This is a genomic window from Silanimonas sp. (assembly GCF_044377035.1).
Classification (GTDB): Bacteria; Pseudomonadota; Gammaproteobacteria; order Xanthomonadales; family Xanthomonadaceae; genus Silanimonas.
In genome coordinates, this window is record NZ_JBILJW010000031.1 from 1 (window position 1) to 17,152 (window position 17,152).

The following is a 17,152-nucleotide window of genomic DNA, read 5'->3' on the forward strand; positions in this document are numbered from 1 at the left end:
TCTCGAAGCCCTTGATCGAGCGAACGAGTACGAGCTGCACGTCGAAGGGCAGCGAGGTGGAGATGCCGTTCGGGTAGATCTCGAAGGTATCGAGGCCTTCGGGCTCGATGAAGATCTGGTGCGAGGCCTTGTCGGCGAAGCGCGTGACCTTGTCTTCGATGCTCGGGCAGTAGCGCGGGCCGACGCCTTCGATCACGCCGGTGTACATCGGCGAGCGGTCGAGGCCGCCGCGGATGGCGTCGTGCGTGGCTTCGTTGGTGTGCGTGATCCAGCAGCTCACCTGCCGCGGATGCACGGACGCATCGTTGTCGAAGCTGAAGGTCGGGATGGGCGAATCGCCCGGCTGCTCTTCGAGGCCGGTGAAATCGATGCTGCGCGCGTCGATGCGCGGCGGCGTGCCGGTCTTCAAACGCGCCACGCCGAGCGAGGCCTCGCGCAGGCGCTGCGCCAGCGCGGTGGACGGCGGATCACCGGCGCGGCCACCGGCGTAGTTCGCGAGACCGATGTGGATCTGCCCGGCAAGGAACGTACCCGCGGTCAGCACGACGGCCGGTGCAACGAATTCGAGGCCCATCTGCGTGCGCACGCCGGTCACGGCATCGCCGGCGAACAACAGGTCATCCACCGCCTGCTGGAACACCGACAGGTTGGGCTGCGTTTCCACCATGCGGCGGATCGCCGCCTTGTAGAGCACGCGGTCGGCCTGCGCGCGGGTGGCGCGCACGGCGGGCCCTTTCGAAGCGTTCAAGGTGCGCCACTGGATGCCGGCACGATCGGCCGCGCGCGCCATAGCGCCGCCCATCGCATCGATCTCCTTGACCAGATGCCCCTTGCCGATGCCGCCGATGGCCGGGTTGCAGCTCATCTGGCCGATGGTTTCGATGTTGTGCGTGAGCAACAGCGTGCGCGCACCGGCGCGGGCGGCCGCCAGCGCGGCTTCGGTGCCGGCGTGGCCGCCGCCGACGACGATCACATCGAAGGCGTGGAAGGGCGTGCTCATGGCGAGGACCGCGGGGTCGCGGGAGGCAAGGTTTCAGGAGCCGGCATTGTGCCCCGGCGGGGCTGAATCGGCCCGTCGCCGCGCCGCCGGCCGGAGCGCCGTGCCCAGCACCGTCAGTGGCAAGCCGACCACGGCCGCGGTGGCCAGCAGGTCGAAGGCGGTGTGGTAGCCCTGCAGCGCCATCAGCGCGTGGTACGCCAGCGTCACCGCCAGGGCCCAGGGCCAACGGGCCGGATGCCACACCAGCAGGGCCGCCCACGCGGCCAGATGCACCGCCCCGTGGGTGCTGAAGTCGAGGCCGAACAGCGCGAAGACGCCGAGCACCCGGTCGAAGTAGGCCAAGCCGTAGGCCACGCCCAGCAGGACGAGCAACGTGATCGGCAGGCCCACCGCCTCGCGGGTCCGCCCTGCACGCCAAGCCACGACCGCCAATCCGAACAGCAGGACGCCGAGTGCCGGGTTCACGGCATCGGCGAACGGATCGATCGCGGGCCAGCGCAGCGGCGGCGGGGCGGCGGCGAGGGTTGCGGGGAGGGTGTCGAGGCTCATGTGTGTCGGTGGCTCAGGTGCCTCGCGGCTTGGCGCGATGCGTGGCGGTGGCCGTCCACGGGTCGTCGGGCCACGGGTGCCGCGGGTAACGGCCCTTCATGTCCTTCTTCACGTCGGGGTAGGCGTTGTTCCAGAAACTCTTGAGGTCCTGCGTGATCGCCAGCGGCGCACCGCCCGGCGAGAGCAGGTGCAGGGTGAGCGGCACGCGGCCATCGGCGATCCGCGGCGTGTCGGCGAGGCCGAACAACTCCTGCAGCTTGCAGGCCAGCACCGGGCGCTCGCCGTGCGCGTAGGTGATCGGCCGCTCCATGCCCGAGGGCACGGTGATCCGGCGCGGGGCCAGCGCGTCCAGCTTCGATTTCAGCGACCAATCGAGGCGGGACTTCAGCGCCTCGCCCAACTCGTCTTCCGAAAGCGCGTCCAATCGCGTCTTGCCGCTGAAGGCGGGTCTCAACCAGTCATCCAGCGAGGCCAGCAGGGCCTCGTCGCTGGCTTCGGGCCAGCCCAGCTCCGGCATCCAATCCCTCAGGCAACGCAGGCGCTCAAGCCACTGCTTCAAGCCATCCGTCCAAGGCAGCGCCTCGAGGCCGAGCTCGCGCACGGCGTCGGTGAGGGCCTGCGCAGCGCGGGCCGGATCGGGGCGGCCGGCCGGCTTGCTCTCCAGCACGATGCGGTCGAAGCGCCGCTCTCGGCGGGCGACAAGGGCGCGGGCGTTGGCGTCCCAGCGCACGGTGTCCTCTTCGACGAAGCGTTCGGGGAATTCGCGCTGCAGTCGCGCCTCGTCCACCGGCGCACCGCGCAGGATCAGCCCATCGCGCGCCTCGAAGCGCAGCTCGCTGGCGACGATCCAAGGCTCGCCGTAGAGCGCCGAATCGTCGAACAACCGCGCGCTGCGGCCATTGCTCAAGGCGTAGCGGCGCGGGTCGGTCGGGTGCTGCACACCGATGCGGTCGGGGAAGGCATGCAGCAGCAGATCGCCGAGGAGATGGTTTGGCGCGTCCTTCGGCGGCGTGGCCTCGCAGCGCAGGCGGCGGCGCCATTGCTTGGCCTGCTGGTCGATGGCGGCCAGCCCCGAGCGCGAGGCCTCCGGCGGCGCGCGCCCGGCACGGAAGGCGGCCAGCGCCTGCCAGCGTGCGGCCACGTCGTCACGGCGCGGACCCTTGAGCGGGTCGCGGGCTTCGATCAGCGCGGCAAGGTCGCAGGCCAGCGCGGATTCCACTGGATCATTGGGGGCCAGCAGCATCGCGGCAAGGCGCGGGTGCGTGCCCAGCGCCAGAACGCGCTTGCCGAACGCGGTGATGCGGCCGCGGGCATCGAGCGCGCCGAGGCTCTTCAACAGATCGACGCCAGCCGCCAACGCGCCGCGCGGCGGCGCATCGACGAAGCGCAGATCGGGCTCGCCCCAGGCCGCAAGTTCCAGCGCGAGGCCGGAGAGTTCGACCTGCGCGATCTCGGCACGACGGTTGGGTTCGAGCCGCTGCGATTCCGGCCAGAGTCGATAACACCAGCCCTCGGCCACGCGGCCCGCACGGCCGGCGCGCTGGTCGGCGCTGGCTTGCGAGATGGCGACCGTGTCGAGCCGCGAGAAGCCGGAGTTCGGCTCGAAACGCGGCTCGCGGGCGAGGCCGGTGTCGATCACCACACGCACGCCCGGCAGGGTCACGCTCGATTCGGCCACGTTCGTCGCCAGCACCACGCGGCGTCGGCCATCGGGGTCGGGGTTCAGCGCGGCGGACTGCGCTTCCACCGACAGCTCGCCGCGCAGCGGCAGCAGGCGAACGTCGGCGGGCAGTACCTGTTCCAGCGCGCGCGTCGCGTCAGCGATCTCGCGCTGCCCCGGCACGAACACCAGCAGATCGCCGGGATGCTGGCTCAGCGCGTGCTCGACGCAGCGGCGCAGCTGCGCGGTGGACGGCTCGTCGCGACGCGCGGGGAAGTGCGCCACCGTCACCGGGTAGGCGCGGCCGTCAGCGGTGAGGCGCGGCGCATCGAGGAAGCGTGCGAGCCGCTCACCATCGAGGGTGGCCGACATCACCACGATGCGAAGGTCCGGCCGCAGCTGCGCCTGCACGTCGAGCGCCAAGGCGAGCCCAAGGTCGGCAGCAAGATGGCGCTCGTGGAACTCGTCGAACAGGATCGCGGCGATGCCGTCCAGCGTCGGGTCGTCCTGGACCAGGCGCGTGAGGATGCCCTCCGTCACCACCTCCACCTGCGTGGCCGCGGACACCCTCGCCTCGAAGCGGATGCGGTAGCCGACCGTGCGTCCAACCTCGTCGCCCAACTGCTTCGCCATGAAGCCGGCGGCGGCACGCGCAGCGACGCGACGCGGTTCGAGCATCAGGATCTTCCCGCCGGCGCGCCACGGGGCATCCAGCAGGGCCAGCGGCACTTGGGTGGTCTTGCCCGCGCCCGGGGGCGCTTCGAGGACGAGGCGCGGATGAGCGTCGAGCGCGGCGCGCAGCTCGGGCAGCAGGGGCGAAATGGGGAAAATCACGGCGCGCAGGGTACCCGAGCCCGTGCGCGCCGCCGCACTTCGCGACCGCCGCGCCCGATTCGCCACGACGCTGTCATGCGCCACGCCTACGGTGCCGGGCCCTGATCCCCCGAGCTCCGCCATGCGCGCCGCTGTCCGACTGACCCTTCCCGCGCTGTTTGCCCTCGGCCTGGCCGCCTGCGGCGGCGACGCGCCGTCCTCGCCCGCGGCACCGGCGCCCGCCCCGGTCCCGGCGGCAGCCGAAGCACCCGCCGCAACGCCGCTCGACACGGCCGCGCTGCGCGAGCGCGCCGCGGCATCGCTGGCCGCCAACCGCCTCTATGCCCCGGCCGGCGACAACGCCGTCGAGGACTACCTCGCCCTGCGCGAACGCCAGCCCGGCGACGCCGCCGTGGACACGGCCCTCTCCGATCTCGCGCCCTACGTGATCATCGGCGCGGAGCAGGCCACCGCCGCCGAAGCCTTCCCGGAAGCGACGCGACTGATCGAGCTGCTCGCCCGGATGGATTCCGAAGCCCCGGCCGTGCCGCGCCTGCGTGACGCCCTGGCGGCAGCCGAGGCCGGCGCGGAGGCTCGCGCCACCGCGGAACAGGCGGAAGCGGAGCGCCTCGCTGCCGAGGCCCAGCGCGACGCCGAGAGTGCGCAGGCCCGCGCCAGCACCCTCGCGACACCCGCCGCCGCGGCACAGCCCGCGCCCGCGCCGGCTTCCGCGCCTGCGCCGGTTGCCCCGTCCCGGCCGACCGCCGCAGCGCCGGCGAACCCGCCCGCCACCCGCACCGCGCCCGCCCCCAACCCGGCACCGACGCCGGCGGCACCGCGCCCCGCCGCACCGGCGCCGCGCGCCTTGGTCAACCGCGTGTCGCCCCGCTTTCCCGAAGCCGCCGTCCGCCGTCGCCTCGAAGGGGAGGTGGAAGTGGCCATCCGCATCCGCGCCGACGGCGGCGTCGAGACCGTCGAGGTGGTGCGCGCCGACCCCCCGGGCGTGTTCGACCGCGAAGCCGTGCTCGCCGTCCGCCGCTGGCGCTATGCGCCGGCCGAGGCCCCCAGCGAGGCCCGCGTGGTGCTGCAGTTCAAGCGGCCCTGACACCGCGCGACGGCGGTCGGCAGCACAACGCCGGCTGAAGCGGCCCAACGCCACCTGAAGCGAACCGTCAAACCTCGCCTCTCTTGTGCGCCGGGGCACATCCGCGCCTTGACCGCGCGCGCGCCGGCCCCGACCCTGCGCGCCCTCGTCGAATCCCGCCGGAGCCCGCCATGCGGCCGTCGTCCCCGTTCTGCATCGCCCGCGCCCCGGTGCGCCTGCTCGCCCTCGCGATGCTGGCGGCCACGGCCGTGGCCTGCTCGTCGGGCGAGCCCGAGGCCACCCCGGAGGGCGCCCCGGCACCCACCGTGCCGGTGCAAGCCGCGCCTTCGGCCACGCCGACAGCCCCGGACGACCTCGCATCGAAGGCCCAGCAGGCGGTGGCCGACAACCGCATCTACGCGCCCGAGGGCGACAACGCGATCGAGTTCTACTTGGCCCAGCGGGAGCGTGAGGCTTCGGCGGAAGCCAGCGCGGAGGCTGCCCTCATCGAACTCCAGCCCTACGCGATGATGGCCGCCGAGCAGGCCATCGCCGGCGCGGACTTCCCGGAGGCGGAGCGCCTGATCGCGCTGATGGTGCGCATCGACGCGACGGCCCCGTCCTTGGCTCGCCTGCGCGAGGACCTCGACGCCGCCCGCGATACCCAGGCCGCCGCCCTCGCCGCCGAGGCCGCTGAAGCCGAAGCCGCCGCCGAAGTCGCCGCCACTCCGGCCCCGCCGCCGGCGACCAGCCCGGCGCCGGCACCGCGCCCGTCCGCCGCACCGCCGTCGCGCGCACCGGCCACCGCCGTTCGCACCCCCTCGCCAGCCCCGGCACCGGCACGCCCGGCCAACACCGCGCCGACAGCCGCCGCGCCGGCCCAACGGCCGGCGTCAACGCCGGCCACCCCTGCCCGGCCTGCCCCGGCCGCCGGGCCCTTGGTGCCGGTCAACACGCCGTTTCCGCCCTTCCCGAGCGAAGCCATCGCCCGCGGCCGGTCGATGGGCAGCGTCACGGTGCGCTTCACCGTGCGCGCCAACGGCCGCGTGGCCGATGTCCGGGTGGTCGAGGCCCGGCCGGAAGGCCTGTTCGAGCGCACGGTCATCGACACCCTGGCCGAATGGCGCTTCGAGCCCGGCGCCGGCGACCGCACCGAGACCCGGACCTTCAACTTCCGCAACTGAGCCTCGACGGCCGCTCCGGCCCGCCAGCGTATTGACGCGGTGCAATGTAAAAACCGGTGGTCAACCGTGCCGAACGTCACGCCTTGGTGTTGACAGAAACCTAACGAACGCCGGAGTCTGGTCGTTCCCCTTTTCCGGCTGGAAACTCCCTCGTGTCCGCTCCGTCGATCCGCAAGCCCTCCGCCGCGCTCGCTACCGCCCTCGCGCTCGCCCTTGGTCTGTCGGCCTGCTCGCCGGCTTCCGAGGAGCCTGCACCGGCGGCTCCGACCGCCACGCCGGCCGCCGCGCCCGCGGAAACCGTGGACCAGGCCGCCCAGGCCGCCGAGGCCGCCCAGGCCACGGCAAGCGCGCTGGCCAACCTCACTGATGTGGAACTGCGCGAGAAGGGCAACACCGCCCTGCGCGAACAGCGCCTCTATGCCCCGGCTGGCGACAACGCGATGGAGTACTACCTCGCCCTGCGCCAGAAGTCGGCCAAGCCGGACGTCTCGGCGGAATCGGCCCTGATCGACCTGATGCCTTACGCGCTGATCGCCTCCGAGCAGGCCATCAACGAGTCCGACTTCACGGAAGCCGAGCGCCTGCTCGAGCTGATGGGCCGCACCGATCCGGAAGCCCCCTCGCTGAACCGCATCCGTGACGCCATCGCCGGCGGCCGCACCGCCGCCGCGGACCGCGAGCGCCAGGACGCCGAGCGCGCCGAGCGCGAGCGCGTGGCCGCCGAGCAGCGGGCCCGCGAGGAAGCCACCGCCGCGGCGACCGCCGCCGCCGCTCCGGCTCCGGCACCGGCCGAGCCCACCCCGGCCCCGGCCGAGCCCACCCCGGCTCCGGCCCAGCCGGCGCCCGCCCCGGTGGCTGCCGCGCCCGCCCCGACGCCGGCTGCGCCTGCGCCGACCCGCACGGGTGGCGCACCGCGCGCCATCAGCACGCCGCAGCCGCCCTACCCGCGCGAAGCGGCGCGCACCCGCGCCTCGGGCACCGTGACCGTGCAGTACACGATCGGCGCCGACGGCCGCGTCACCAATGTCGAGATCGTGCGCGCCCGCCCGCGCGGCCTGTTCGATCGCACCGTGACGCAGACGGTCTCGGGCTGGCGCTTCGAAGCCACCGGCGAGACCACGACGCAGACCCGCACCTTCGATTTCCGCATGTAATCGAAGCACTGCCATCGCTGCACGAAAAAGCCCGGCTCTCGCCGGGCTTTTTCTTTGCCGGGGCGTTCGGCCCCGCGATCAGGCCGAGATCGCCAGCTGTTCGCGGTGGTACAGCCGCGCCGCGACGAGCCACAGCAGCGCGCCGAGGCCGAAACCCGCGCCGATGTAGGTCGCCCACTGCACCGCGCTGATCGTCTCCTGGCGCAGCACCATCAGGATCAGCTGGTTCTGCGCGAGGAAGGGCGTGGCGAACATCCACAGCGCGTTCTTCACCGGGTTCACCATCAGGATGATGGTCGGCAGGATCGGCAGGAACATCAGGAAGGCCATGTAGCTCTGCGCTTCCTTCAGCGTCTTCACCGAGGCCGAGATCAGCGTCAGCAAGGTCGTGCCGATCAGCACCATCGGCAGCAGGATCAGCAGCAGCTTCGCCACCGCCAGCATCGAGACATCGACGCCCTTGAACGGGCCACTGTCGACGAAGCCGAAGCTCAACTTGAAGCTCAGCAGCGTGAGCAGCAGGCCGATCATGCCGAACACGCAGGCCGCGGCGATCTTTCCGCTCATGATCGCGCCGCGTCCGGCGGGCGTGGCCAGCAGTGGCTCCAGCGACTGCCGCTCGCGCTCGCCGGCCGTGGCGTCCATCACCAGGTACGCACCGCCGAGGAAGGCCGAAAGGATCAGCACGTAGGGCAGGAAGGCGAGAAGCATGCCGCGCTTGGCTTCCGGCGTGGCGAGGTCGCGGTAGGTGACGCTGACCGCGGTGCCGAGCGACGGATCAATGCCACGCGCGATCAGGCGGATGGCACCGGCCTGCCGCCCATAGGCCTGCAACGCACGCTCGACGCGACGCACCGGAATGCTGGAATCCTGGCGCGAGCTGTCGTGCAGGATCTCGACCGTCGCCGCGCGGCTGGCCCGCCAATCCGTGGCGAAATCCGGGGCGATGCGCAGGATCACGTCTTTCTCCTGCGAGAGGATCAAGGCATCCGGGTTCTCCGGCGCGGCTTCGGCAGTGATGTTCTGCGTGGCGAGGAAGGCGACGAGGTTCGGCGCGATCTCGGCACCGATGATCGGCAGCTTCAGTTCGGACTCGAGCTGGGTCTTGGCGCGGTTCTCTGCGAGCGCGCCCATGCCCAGGATCAGGACCGGGAACACGAACGGCATGATCAGCAGGCCGTTGATGATGATCTTGCGGTCGCGGAAGATTTCGGCGAGCTCCTTGAGCATCACCGTGATCAGGGTCTTCATGCCTGCAGGCCCTCCTCGGAGCCGATGGCCTTGACGAAGGCGTCTTCGAGATTGGATTCGCCGGTCTGCGCGCGCAGCTCGTCGGGCGAGCCCTGCGCGGTGACACGGCCCTTGGCGATGACCACGATGTGGTCACACAGCGCGCCCACCTCCTGCATGATGTGGCTGGAGAGGATCACGCAGCGTCCCTCGCCTTTCAGCTTCAGCAGGAACTCGCGCAGGCCGCGCGTGGTCATCACGTCGAGGCCGTTGGTGGGCTCGTCGAGGATGACGTTCTTCGGGTCGTGCACCAGGGCGCGCGCGATGGCGGTCTTGGTGCGCTGGCCCTGCGAGAAGCCCTCGGTACGGCGGTCGATGAAGTCGCCCATCTGCAGCGCTTCGACGAGGCGGTCGGTGTTCTTGCGGATCGCCGCTTCGTCCATGCCGTGCAGGCGGCCGAAGTAGGTGATGTTCTCGCGCGCGGTCAGGCGCTTGTACACGCCACGCGCGTCGGGCAGCACGCCGAGCGAGCGGCGCACGGCTTCGGCCTCGACGTAGGCGTCGCGGCCGTCCACGCGCACGCTGCCTTTGTCAGGCTTCATCAACGTGTAGAGCATGCGCAGCGTGGTGGTCTTGCCGGCGCCGTTGGGGCCGAGCAGGCCGGTGATGGCGCCATCGCGGGCGGTGAATCCAACGCCGGAGACGGCGCTGACCAGACCGGTCTTGGTCTTGAACTGCTTGTGCAGGTCGGTGAGTTCGATCATGGCGAGGTCCTGATCAGGGCTCCCAGCCGTACAGGCCGGTGCCGGGGGGAAGCGGGGCGAGGCGGTCGAGGCACGACGCATCGAGCCCCTTCGCGTCGGCGGTCTCGATGAACTGCGCGAACAGCTTGGGCATGCAGCCTTCGTTGATCGGCGTGTGGCCCTGGCCTTTGAGAACGAGGTGCCGAGCATTCGTCAGCTGGGCGATGGCGGCGTCGCCGTAGCGCGGCGGCGTGACCGGATCGAACTCGCCGCTGATCGCCAGCACGGGGAGGTCGCCAGTGAGCGGGGCGCGGAAATCAGCGGGGCGCTGGCCGCGTGGCCACACCGCGCACTGGGCCTTCAGCCAACCGACGAACTGCGAGCCCATCACCGTCGCGTCGTCGGCGGGGTCGACGGCCATCTCGTCGGCGTCCTCGGCGCACATCACCGAGAGCTGCATGCCGTGCATGATCGACTCCCCGAGGCTGCCCATCAGGAAGCGCGACTGCGCCAGCAGCGGCGCGTAGTCGCCGTCGGCGGCCTGCTTCAGCACCGTCGGCAGCAGCGTGGCGGTGAGCGGCGAGTAGCTGTAGAGCCGCAGCGCGATGCCGAGGTGGCCCATTGTCGGCACCTCCTCGCGACGCTCGCCCGTGGTCGGGTCGCGATAGGCGACGGGTGCCAGGCCCGGCTGCGACAGCGCATCACGCACCTGCGCCAGCGCGGCGCGGGCGTCGGGCACGGCCTTGGCGCAGGCGGCATCCGCAGCGCAGCGCGCGAACTGCGCGTCGAGCGTGGCGTCGAGGTTCTTCGCGTGCTCGCTGCCGAGCACCAGGCTCATCGGCGCGACGCTGTCGATAACCACGGCGCGCGTGTGCTGGGGGAAGGTCTTGGCGTACTGCTGCGCAACGCGCGTGCCGTAGCTGCCGCCGTAGAGGTTGATGCGCTCGGCGCCGATGGCGGCACGCACGGCGTCAAGGTCGGCGACGGCGTCGGTGGTCGTGTAGTGGCGCACGTCCGAGGTCTTCGAGAGCTCGGCGAGGCAGCCTTCAGCGAAGCGCGCCGCGGCATCGGGGCTCTCGTCCGACGGATCGCCGAAGGCGTTGTTGCCCTCGGCGTCGCGGCAGGCCAGCGGGTTCGACGCGCCGGTGCCGCGCTGGTCGACCAGGATGACGTTGCGCGTGCGCATCACGTCGCGGAAGCCGGGCGCGACCGAGGGAAACGAATCCCGCGCGCCCTGCCCCGGGCCACCCGCGAGCATGAAGATCGGGTCGGGCTCGGCTTCGCTTTCGGTGGGTACCCAGGCGATGGCGAGCTCGATCTTCCGGCCGTCGGGCTCGGCGCGGTTCTCAGGCACGGACAGCGTGGTGCACTGGGCCTCGACCGCGCCGGCGGCGCCGCTGCCGGCGAGGGTGCAGGGTTCGAATTGCAGCGTGCCCAGCGGGCGCGCCGCGAGGCCGCCGGCGCCGAGCAGTGGAAGGGCCGTGGCCAAGGCCAGCGGGAGGACAGCGAGACGGTGCATCAGGGACTCCGTCGTTACGGGTGGGGGAAGGAACGGGTTGGTGGGGCGAAGAACGACGAACTCAGGGCGCGTCGTCGAAGAGGGATTCGATGGGCTCGCCGAACAGGCGCGCGAGCTTGAAGGCCAGTGGCAGGCTCGGGTCGTACTTGCCGGTCTCGATGGCGTTGACGGTCTGGCGCGAGACAGCAAGCCGATCGGCCAGCTCGGCCTGGGACCAGCCCTGCGACTCGCGACGTTCGCGGATCACGTTGCGCATCAGCCGTGCCGCCAGCGCCCGACGACCTTGCCGAGCGTGTAGACGAGCATCACCGTGGGCAGCATGCCGTAGGCGATCAAGGTGCCGTTGAGCACCACGAGCTTGAACATGCCCAACAAACCGAGGGCGAAATAAACCATGCCGACCAGCAGCACGCCGATGGCGATGCCGTAGATCTCGATCAGCTTCTCCCACTCGTCGCAGTCGCGGAAGTAGTCGATGTAGATCTTGATGATCCACACCATCGGCAGCACCGGCAGCAAAGCGAGGGAGGCCAGCACGGCGAAGGGCCACTCGTCGCGGTACTCGCGCACCAGCACGGCACTGGCCGCCATGACGGCCAGGAAGGCCACGGTGGGCGCGATGCTGTTGCGGTAGTAGCGCTTCTCGTTCGGCGTGAAGCGCACCATGTCGATGAAGGGGTTCATCCGGCGTAGCTCCGCTGGACCACCGCCTTGGCGACACCGTAGCTGCCGAGCAGGGCGGGCAGGACGAGGATGGCCACCAGATTGCCCTTCAGGGCGAACACCCCGGCGCTGCCGAGGAAGCCGGCCACCATGAAGCCGATGCCGGTGACCATCGCCGCCAGCGCCACCGACTGCAGCTCGATCTGGCGCTGCATCTCGTCGGCTTCGCGGATGTAGCGGGCGAAGGCCCAGACCAGCAGCAGCAGGGGCAGCGCCGGCAGCAGGCCGAAGGCGGCGCGCAGCACCAGGGCGTCGGCGGGGACGGCCCGCAGGGCGAACAGGCTGGTGACCAGCAGGCTGGCGTACATCGACATCGAGACCACCAGCCAGCGCAGGTAGCGCCGGATGGGCGGGGTCAGGCGGTCGTCGTCGCAAACGGATGTGGTGGAGAGCATGGACGGGCTCCGGGGGTGTCAAGGACGCTTGACACCATCCTCCACCCGCCGTGACCCCGATGTCAAGCGTACTTTACATCCAAAAGAAGGCCCGCGCAGCCGCGGGCCTTCCTCCCACCCGGCCTTATGGCGCGCAGCCCTGCAGCCCGCCCAGCGGAATCACGGCGTCATTGGCCGCCCAGTTGCCCGTCACGCCGGCGGTGAAACGGCCGCTGACGCTGATGTTGCCGAGGCTGCCGTTCGTGAAACTGCGACGGAACGTGCCGATGGTGCTCCGCGTTCCGTTGCCGGCGCGCTCGCACAGCGGGCAGGTGCCGGTCAGCTGTTCCAGATTCAGCGTCTCGACGGCCGCGCCCATGCTGGGGCGTTCGGCGATCAGGAAGCGCGGGATACCGCGTTCGTCGTAGGCGAACACCAGGTAGAACTCGTAGTTCGGGAACAGCTGCACGCTGTAGCCGGTGCCTGCCGTGGCCGGGTCGAACCAGTGGCCGCTCACGTTCAATGCGCTGCCCCCGAGGTTCGGGCATCCGCGCCCGAACGCTGCGTACGCCTCGCTGCCGGTCTCGCCATCAATCGCATAGGTGAATGTGAAGGCATCGGGACCCGTCGGCGTGACCGTGGCCTCGCCCACCGCCGTGAGCCGGTTGCTGCGGCCGTTCCATGCGCTGCGGAACAGGGTGCCGCGCCAGAGGCCGTTGGCGCCCGGCGCGGTGCCCTGCAGGTAGTACCAGGTGGCCGAACCGTCCTGGAGGAAGGTGTAGAACAGCCCGGCCAGGTCGCCGCCCGCGGGGTACAGGAACAGGCCATTGCCCGAACGCTGCGGGTTGAAATAGCCGCCCGCGCGCACGACCGGAGCGCTGCCGACGACCGTCGCATTCACCGTGAGGCGAAGCGAACGGATGTCCTCATTGACCGGTGTGACGTACCAGCGACCGGGGGCCGGATTGGCGACCACCACGCGCTCGTTTCCGCCGGGACCGGTGCCGCTGGCATTCGCTTGGGCACGGGCGGGCGCGGGCGCGACGATGGGGATGCCCGCGCTAGCCGCCAGCGGCGGCACGCGTGCGAGGTAGACGTCGATCTCGCCAGCGCTCTGGGTGGTCACGGTCAACGCCGAGGTTCCGGGCGGCACATCGATGTACAGGCGCTCATGGGCCGTGTTGGCCGCCAAGTCCAGGCGAAGGTCCACGCCGCTTCGCAGTGCGAATGCCATCGGCTCGCCGGCGGTCCGGTTGATGCGCACCGGGATCCAGCCGAGGCTGGTGCCGTCGTCGGCACGCACGTGGATCCAACCGCCTCGGCTGCCCCCCGGCAGCAGGGTGGGGTCGTTCCAGGCCAGGCGGACGTTGAACGTGGCATTGGCAGCCAAGGCCCCCGGACCGGTGGCGGTGAGGCTGCGATCGGCCTCGGGCACATCGAGTGGCGTCTCGAAGCGCTGGATGCGCGCGGTCTGGCCGGAAAGTCGGCTGTGGGAGAGCACCCAGTAGCGCACGCTGCCATTGGCCGGGGCCGTCGCCGCGAAGTCGCAGCGCTGCGCGCCCGTGCCCATGGCCGAGCTGCACAGCACTTCCGACTCGTCAGCTTGGCCGTTGCCGTTCGTGTCGATGCCCACGTACAGGCCCAGGTCCCCGCCGGTGGTGTTGCCGGCATCGACCAGCACGCGCCACTCGCGGGCCGACGTACCGCCCGCCAAGGTGACGAGCCGGGTGTCGGAAAGACCCGGGCCCCACAGGGCTCCGGCCGGCGTAGCAACGTTGAGCGCGACGCTGGCCTCCACGGGCTCAACCAAGCCATGCGCCTCGAAACGGGCGCTGGGCAGGGCGCGCAGTCCGCTCAAGGCTTCATCGCGGAAGCCGCGGTCCGTCGTCGTGCTGAACTCCAGCGCGCTCACGCCCAAAGGCCGCACCTCGATGGTGAGCGTGGTCTGCAGGCACGGCGAGGCCGCACCGAAGCAGACGCGATAAGCGAGGGTGTCCGTCCCGGTGCTGTTGGTGTTCGGGACATAGCGGATCACGTCATCCAACGCTGTCGTCGTGCCCCGCGTCACCACGGACGCGGTGCCGCGCGTGGGCGGCGTTGCGATGGTGAGGACGGCAGCACTCTCCAGCGTCGTCGAGATCTCGTCGTTCGCAAGGACGCTGATCTCGACGGCTGGGCTGTTCTCGCGAAGCACCGCGCGATCGGGCAGAAGGACGGAAACGGATTGAGCCACAGCACTGGGCGTCACGCTGTTGCTGGGCGCCGAGGCCGGGCTGGGCCCCACGAGATTGGTCGCCACCACGGTGAACGTATAGGCCGTGCCGTTCGTCAGGCCCGTCACGGTGATCGGGCTCGAAGCCGCCGAGCGGGTGATGCCGCTGGGGTTCGACGTCACCGTGAAGCTGGTGATCAACGCCCCATTGCCACTCGGCGCGACGAAGGCCACCGTGGCTCGCGCATCGCCTGCCGTTGCCACAACGCCCGTGGGCGCGTCCGGCGCACCGGCGATCACGCCGAAGGTGCGGGTGACCGGCACCGCCTCCAGGACACCGCTTGTCGAGGTCGACGTGACGTTCCCCGCCTGCCTCGCGGTGATGGCGCACGGGCCGGCCCGCAGGAGGGTCAAACGGCCCGCCGACGTAATGGTGCAGACCTCCGTCGTGCCCGACGAGAAGCTCACCGCCAGCCCGGACGTGGCCGTCGCCGTGAGGGTGGGGGCGGCCGTCCCCAGACGCTGTGTCGCCGGGGTCGGGAAGTTGATGGTCTGCGACGTGAGGCCATCGACGACGGTCGCGGGGGACGGGCGGCTGTTCGTGGCCCTTCCATCGCCGCGCTGGCCGTCCGTGTTCGCACCCCAGCACTGGACGCCACCCAGGTCCGTCACGGCGCAGGCATGGTTGGATCCGGCGTCCATCGATGCGACGCCGGTAAGATTGCTGACCACCGTGGGGGGGCCCGAGAGAAACGACGGTGAATTGGTGGTCGTCCCGTTGCCCAGCTGGGCATTGTTGTTGAGCCCCCAGCAGAGCAATTGGCCGGCGCTGTCCAGTGCACAGGTGAAGCGCCCTCCCGCCGAGAGGGCCGAAACTCCACTGAGACCGCTGACCAGCACCGGGCTCGCGGTGCCCTCACCCCAGCAACGCACCTCACCAACGCTGTTTCGTGCACAGGTGTGCGAGACGCCCGCCGCGATGGCCGTGACCGCGCTGAGTCCGCCTGGGCCAACGGGGGTGAGTCGGGTCGTCAGCGTGCCGTCACCCAGTTGTCCAGAGCTGTTTCTGCCCCAGCACCGCACTTCGGCCGCGGCAGTCCGCACGCAGGTGTGCGACTGGCCCGCCGAGATCGCCGTCACCGTGCCCAGCCCCAAAACAGCGACGGGGGTGGTGCGGCGCGTCCGGGTTCCATCCCCCAGCTGGCCCTCGATGTTACTGCCCCAGCAAAACACCCGCCCATCGGCGGTGCGGGCACAGGTGTGCTGCCCTCCGGCGGCAACCTCCGTGACGCCGGTCAAGCCACCCACGGCGACCGGCGTGAGGCGATCCACCGTTGTCCCGTCACCCAACGCGCCATTGAAGTTATCGCCCCAACACCGCACCTCGCCCGCCGTCGTCAGCGCACAGGTGTGGCTCGTCCCGGCCGTCATCGTCACCACGCCGCTCAATCCACTGACAGTCACCGGGATCAATCGCTCCAGCGTGGTGCCATCCCCCAGTTGGCCCGTGGTGTTCTGGCCCCAGCAACGCACCGTGCCGCCGGCCGTCCGCGCGCAGGTGTGGGCAAGGCCCGCCGTGACCATCGAGATATCTCTGTCGCCGGTCTGGGCAAACACCGGTGCGGGAGTGCTCGCGGGGGCGGTGACCGTGCCATCGCCCACCTCGCCATTCGCATTACCCCCCCAGCATCGGACGCTGGTGCCGCCCTCGCGCAGGGCGCAGGTGTGGGCATCACCGGCGGTGATCGCCTCGTAACTCGTGTCGATGATGCCGTCGGGCGTCAAGGATCGGTTGCGCGAGAAATTGCCGAGTTGGCCTTGGTGGTTGCGGCCCCAGCAGATCGGCTGCTTGCCGCCCACCACGTTAAGGCGCCCGATGACGCAGGTGTGGTCCTTGCCCGCGGCCACCGCGATCACCTCCACGACCGCCGTGCCGCCGGAACTGGGGCCGACCTTCACCGGCTCATTGAAGCGCGTGGTGTTGCCAAGGCCGAGCTGGCCTTCGGCGTTGAGGCCCCAGCAGAGCACCTCGCGGGCCGCGTTGATCGCGCAGGCATGCTCCCCGCCGGCCGCGAGCGCCGTTGCCGCGCCCACGAAACCCGAGACCGGCACCGGGGTCAGGCGTTGGGTGAAGGTGCCATCGCCCAACTGGCCGTTCTGGTTCAGCCCCCAGCAGCGCAACGCGCCGCTGGTGGTTCGCGCGCAGGTGAACGCGTCCCCGGCGGCGAGCGCGGCCACCGCATTGAGGCCGCTAACCGCCACCGGCGCGACGCGCGCCACCGTGGAGCCATCGCCCAGCTGGCCGTTGGCGTTTCCACCCCAGCAGCGCACGTTGCCGCCGGAAATCACCGCACAGGTGTGCGCGGCTCCCGCGGCGATGGCCGTCACGCCCACCAGGCCATCGACGAGTACCGGGCCGAACGAGAAGGTGGTGGTGCCATTGCCGAGCTGGCCTTGCCCATTCTCTCCCCAGCAAAAGACCTGGCCGGCGCTGGTGAGGGCACACGTGTGCTGTCCGCCCGCCGCGATGGCCGTCACCCCACTCAACCCCTTCACCAGCCCGGGGCGCAACCGATCGCTGGAAACACCATCCCCGGTCTGGTTGCCTTCGCCCCAGCACCGCACCTGCCCGGACGTGGTCAGCGCACAGGTGTGGTTGTCGCCGGCCGCAATGGCCTCGATGCTGGTCAAGTTGGGCGACGTCTGCGCCCTGGCGCCCCCCGCCCCCAGCGCCAGTGCGACCATCCCCAAGGCGGCCACGCCCGACACGAATCGTCGTGGATGCCGGAGCAGCGACCTCAGGAAGCCGGGGGGCGTCACGGCCCTCGGGGCCGGGTGGGCGGGGCGGGAAAGCGGTGCTGAATGCATGGTGGGGGTCGTCCGTTCGCTGGCTCCCGCGAAGGCTCG

General features: G+C 71.0%; 13 protein-coding genes. 3 read left to right on the forward strand and 10 right to left on the reverse strand.

Annotated features, from left to right (window positions below; all coding sequences use genetic code 11):
* The 3 genes from ACIQ6S_RS13340 to hrpB form a co-directional block, all read right to left on the reverse strand.
* Positions 1–1,000: FAD-dependent oxidoreductase (locus ACIQ6S_RS13340; protein WP_397608783.1), on the reverse strand; the 1,000-nt coding region annotated here is incomplete at its 3' end.
* A 33-nt stretch (positions 1,001–1,033) separates the two neighbouring features.
* Positions 1,034–1,549 carry a hypothetical protein gene (locus tag ACIQ6S_RS13345; RefSeq protein ID WP_397608784.1) on the reverse strand — a complete coding sequence of 172 codons (516 nt, stop codon included), beginning with the start codon at positions 1,547–1,549 and terminating at the stop codon, positions 1,034–1,036.
* 13 nt (positions 1,550–1,562) lie between these two features.
* On the reverse strand, positions 1,563–4,166 hold the full coding sequence (gene hrpB, locus ACIQ6S_RS13350; protein WP_397608785.1) for an ATP-dependent helicase HrpB: 2,604 nt from the start codon (positions 4,164–4,166) through the stop codon (positions 1,563–1,565).
* Between hrpB and ACIQ6S_RS13355 the strand changes: the two genes are divergently transcribed.
* From ACIQ6S_RS13355 to ACIQ6S_RS13365, 3 genes are all read left to right on the forward strand, one after another.
* Positions 4,165–5,127 carry an energy transducer TonB gene (locus ACIQ6S_RS13355; RefSeq protein WP_397608786.1) on the forward strand — a complete coding sequence of 321 codons (963 nt, stop codon included), beginning with the start codon at positions 4,165–4,167 and terminating at the stop codon, positions 5,125–5,127. The two genes, hrpB and ACIQ6S_RS13355, sit on opposite strands and share 2 nt — an antisense overlap.
* A 170-nt stretch (positions 5,128–5,297) precedes the next feature.
* Positions 5,298–6,290, forward strand: coding sequence for an energy transducer TonB (locus ACIQ6S_RS13360; protein ID WP_397608787.1), 993 nt, complete (start codon positions 5,298–5,300; stop codon positions 6,288–6,290).
* A 152-nt stretch (positions 6,291–6,442) separates the two neighbouring features.
* Positions 6,443–7,444, forward strand: a complete 1,002-nt coding sequence (locus tag ACIQ6S_RS13365) for an energy transducer TonB (protein WP_397608788.1) — start codon at positions 6,443–6,445, stop codon at positions 7,442–7,444.
* A 78-nt stretch (positions 7,445–7,522) separates the two neighbouring features.
* Here ACIQ6S_RS13365 and ACIQ6S_RS13370 read toward each other — a convergent pair whose 3' ends face one another.
* The 7 genes from ACIQ6S_RS13370 to ACIQ6S_RS13400 all read right to left on the reverse strand — a co-directional run bounded on the left by ACIQ6S_RS13370 (position 7,523) and on the right by ACIQ6S_RS13400 (position 16,936).
* Positions 7,523–8,695, reverse strand: a complete 1,173-nt coding sequence (locus ACIQ6S_RS13370) for an ABC transporter permease (RefSeq protein ID WP_397608789.1) — start codon at positions 8,693–8,695, stop codon at positions 7,523–7,525.
* On the reverse strand, positions 8,692–9,438 hold the full coding sequence (locus tag ACIQ6S_RS13375) for an ATP-binding cassette domain-containing protein (RefSeq protein ID WP_397608790.1): 747 nt from the start codon (positions 9,436–9,438) through the stop codon (positions 8,692–8,694). The genes ACIQ6S_RS13370 and ACIQ6S_RS13375 overlap by 4 nt, the downstream gene beginning before the upstream one ends.
* Before the next feature lie 13 nt (positions 9,439–9,451).
* A complete protein-coding gene (locus ACIQ6S_RS13380; RefSeq protein ID WP_397608791.1) occupies positions 9,452–10,936 on the reverse strand; it encodes an alpha/beta hydrolase in 1,485 nt (494 codons plus the stop codon).
* A gap of 61 nt (positions 10,937–10,997) precedes the next feature.
* Positions 10,998–11,192, reverse strand: coding sequence for a helix-turn-helix transcriptional regulator (locus ACIQ6S_RS13385; RefSeq protein ID WP_397608792.1), 195 nt, complete (start codon positions 11,190–11,192; stop codon positions 10,998–11,000).
* Positions 11,192–11,620, reverse strand: coding sequence for a hypothetical protein (locus ACIQ6S_RS13390; RefSeq protein WP_397608793.1), 429 nt, complete (start codon positions 11,618–11,620; stop codon positions 11,192–11,194). The genes ACIQ6S_RS13385 and ACIQ6S_RS13390 overlap by 1 nt, the downstream gene beginning before the upstream one ends.
* Positions 11,617–12,054 (reverse strand): hypothetical protein, encoded by a 438-nt coding sequence (locus ACIQ6S_RS13395; RefSeq protein WP_397608794.1) that lies wholly within the window; start codon positions 12,052–12,054, stop codon positions 11,617–11,619. Before ACIQ6S_RS13395 ends, ACIQ6S_RS13390 begins: the two co-directional genes overlap by 4 nt.
* Before the next feature lie 124 nt (positions 12,055–12,178).
* The gene (locus ACIQ6S_RS13400; RefSeq protein ID WP_397608795.1) at positions 12,179–16,936 is read right to left on the reverse strand and encodes a fibronectin type III domain-containing protein; all 4,758 of its coding nucleotides are present in this window, start codon (positions 16,934–16,936) and stop codon (positions 12,179–12,181) included.
* Between the last annotated feature and the right edge of the window lie 216 nt (positions 16,937–17,152).

Bases quoted from the DNA above. Each gene is read 5' to 3' on its own strand.
- ACIQ6S_RS13345 (WP_397608784.1), bottom strand. From the start codon at position 1,549: ATGAGCCTCGACACCCTCCCCGCAACCCTCGCCGCCGCCCCGCCGCCG.
- ACIQ6S_RS13355 (WP_397608786.1), top strand. From the start codon at position 4,165: ATGCGCGCCGCTGTCCGACTGACCCTTCCCGCGCTGTTTGCCCTCGGC.
- hrpB (WP_397608785.1), bottom strand. From the start codon at position 4,166: ATGGCGGAGCTCGGGGGATCAGGGCCCGGCACCGTAGGCGTGGCGCAT.
- ACIQ6S_RS13360 (WP_397608787.1), top strand. From the start codon at position 5,298: ATGCGGCCGTCGTCCCCGTTCTGCATCGCCCGCGCCCCGGTGCGCCTG.
- ACIQ6S_RS13370 (WP_397608789.1), bottom strand. From the start codon at position 8,695: ATGAAGACCCTGATCACGGTGATGCTCAAGGAGCTCGCCGAAATCTTC.
- ACIQ6S_RS13375 (WP_397608790.1), bottom strand. From the start codon at position 9,438: ATGATCGAACTCACCGACCTGCACAAGCAGTTCAAGACCAAGACCGGT.
- ACIQ6S_RS13380 (WP_397608791.1), bottom strand. From the start codon at position 10,936: ATGCACCGTCTCGCTGTCCTCCCGCTGGCCTTGGCCACGGCCCTTCCA.
- ACIQ6S_RS13385 (WP_397608792.1), bottom strand. From the start codon at position 11,192: ATGCGCAACGTGATCCGCGAACGTCGCGAGTCGCAGGGCTGGTCCCAG.
- ACIQ6S_RS13390 (WP_397608793.1), bottom strand. From the start codon at position 11,620: ATGAACCCCTTCATCGACATGGTGCGCTTCACGCCGAACGAGAAGCGC.
- ACIQ6S_RS13395 (WP_397608794.1), bottom strand. From the start codon at position 12,054: ATGCTCTCCACCACATCCGTTTGCGACGACGACCGCCTGACCCCGCCC.